Raw genomic sequence first — 1,427 nt, forward strand, 5'->3', positions numbered from 1 at the left:
GTGAACTGGTCCCCGGATCTTGGACTGCTTAGTTGGTTCGAGATCCGGGGATGGTTCTGTTGGGTGGTAACGCGTCATCGTTGACTGGTGCGCAGCGCACTGCTGCGGTGGGCTGGTTCGAGCAGGGACTGGCTGATTGGGCGACCGCGCGTCGGTTGGGAGTTGCTCGCACTCCGGTGAAACGGTTGCATCGACGGTGGTCGCTGCATGGCGTGGAGGTGCTCGTGGACGAACCCAGACGCTCGTACTCGTTCGAGGTCAAACGCGATCTCGTGCGCCGGTTCCTCGCCGGTGAGAACGCCGACACGTTGGCCGCCGAGGGTGGCCTCTCGTCGACGTTGCTACTGCGCAAGTGGGTGAACCTCGCCCGCAAGGACGGTGAAGACGCGCTGCGACCGCGCCGCGTGGGCCGGCCGAGAGCGGTCCCCGAGGATGAGCTGTCCGAGGTGGAACGGCTGCGACGGGAGAACGAACTCCTGCGGGCGGAGAACGCGTACCTGGGAAAATTGCGGGCCTTGCAAGCCCAGCAACGGCGCGGGTGAGAACCGCTGCCGTCGCCGCTTGCAAGGCCGCTCATCGCCTGGACGATCTCCTGCGGATTGCCGGGCTTGCCCGGTCGACGTTCTTTTACCACCAGGCCCGCCTGGACCGTCGGGACCGGCATGTCGACACCGCTGCGGCCGTCCGCGCCGTGTTCGTGCATGCCAAGGGCCGATACGGGCACCGCCGGATCCACGCTCAGTTGCGTCGCGACGGGCGCCGAGTGGCGAAGAAGACGGTGCTGGCCTTGATGCGGCAGGAACGGCTGGTCTGCGTGGTGCGGCGCCGGAAGCGGTACTCGTCCTACGGCGGCGAGGTCGGCCGGATCGCACCGAACCTGCTTGACCGGAACTTCACCGCGACCGCGCCAGAGCAGAAGTGGGTCACCGACGTCACCGAGTTCCGCATCGGAACCGGCAAGCTCTACCTCTCCGCGGTGCTGGACCTGTTCGACCGGCGGATCATCGCGCACCGGACGGGGACGAGCCCGACACTGGAACTGACCAACGGGTCCCTCCGGGACGCCCTCACGGCCGCGCCGGGTGCGACACCGATGGTGCACTCCGACCAGGGCGTCCACTACCAGCACCGGTCCTGGCGAGGCATCCTGACCACCGCTGGTGCCCTCCAGTCGATGTCGCGGAAGGGCAACTGTCACGACAACGCGATCATCGAGAACTTCTTCGGTCACCTCAAAGCCGAGATGTTCCACCCCGCCCGCTTCGCTGACACAAGCGAGCTGGATACCGCGATCAGGGACTACATCGCCTGGTGGAACACCACCCGCATCCAGGAACGCCTCGAGGGCATGAGCCCGGTCCAATACCGAGCCCATGCCCTCGCGGCATAACCTGAATTCACAGTCCAACAAACAGGGACCAGTTCAC

The 1,427-nt window shown here is 66.0% G+C and carries 1 protein-coding gene; it reads left to right on the plus strand.

The annotated features are described in order from the left end of the window. Positions 1 to 128 precede the first annotated feature (128 nt). Positions 129 to 1,390 (plus strand): IS3 family transposase gene (locus DEJ31_RS16770; protein ID WP_375537630.1). Its coding sequence is split into 2 segments (ribosomal slippage): positions 129 to 501 and positions 501 to 1,390, totalling 1,263 coding nucleotides; the frame shifts between segments, so codons are not numbered across the junction. The last annotated feature ends 37 nt before the right edge of the window (positions 1,391 to 1,427 follow it).

It is taken from the genome of Curtobacterium sp. MCPF17_031, from assembly GCF_003234035.1.
Classification (GTDB): domain Bacteria; phylum Actinomycetota; class Actinomycetes; order Actinomycetales; family Microbacteriaceae; genus Curtobacterium.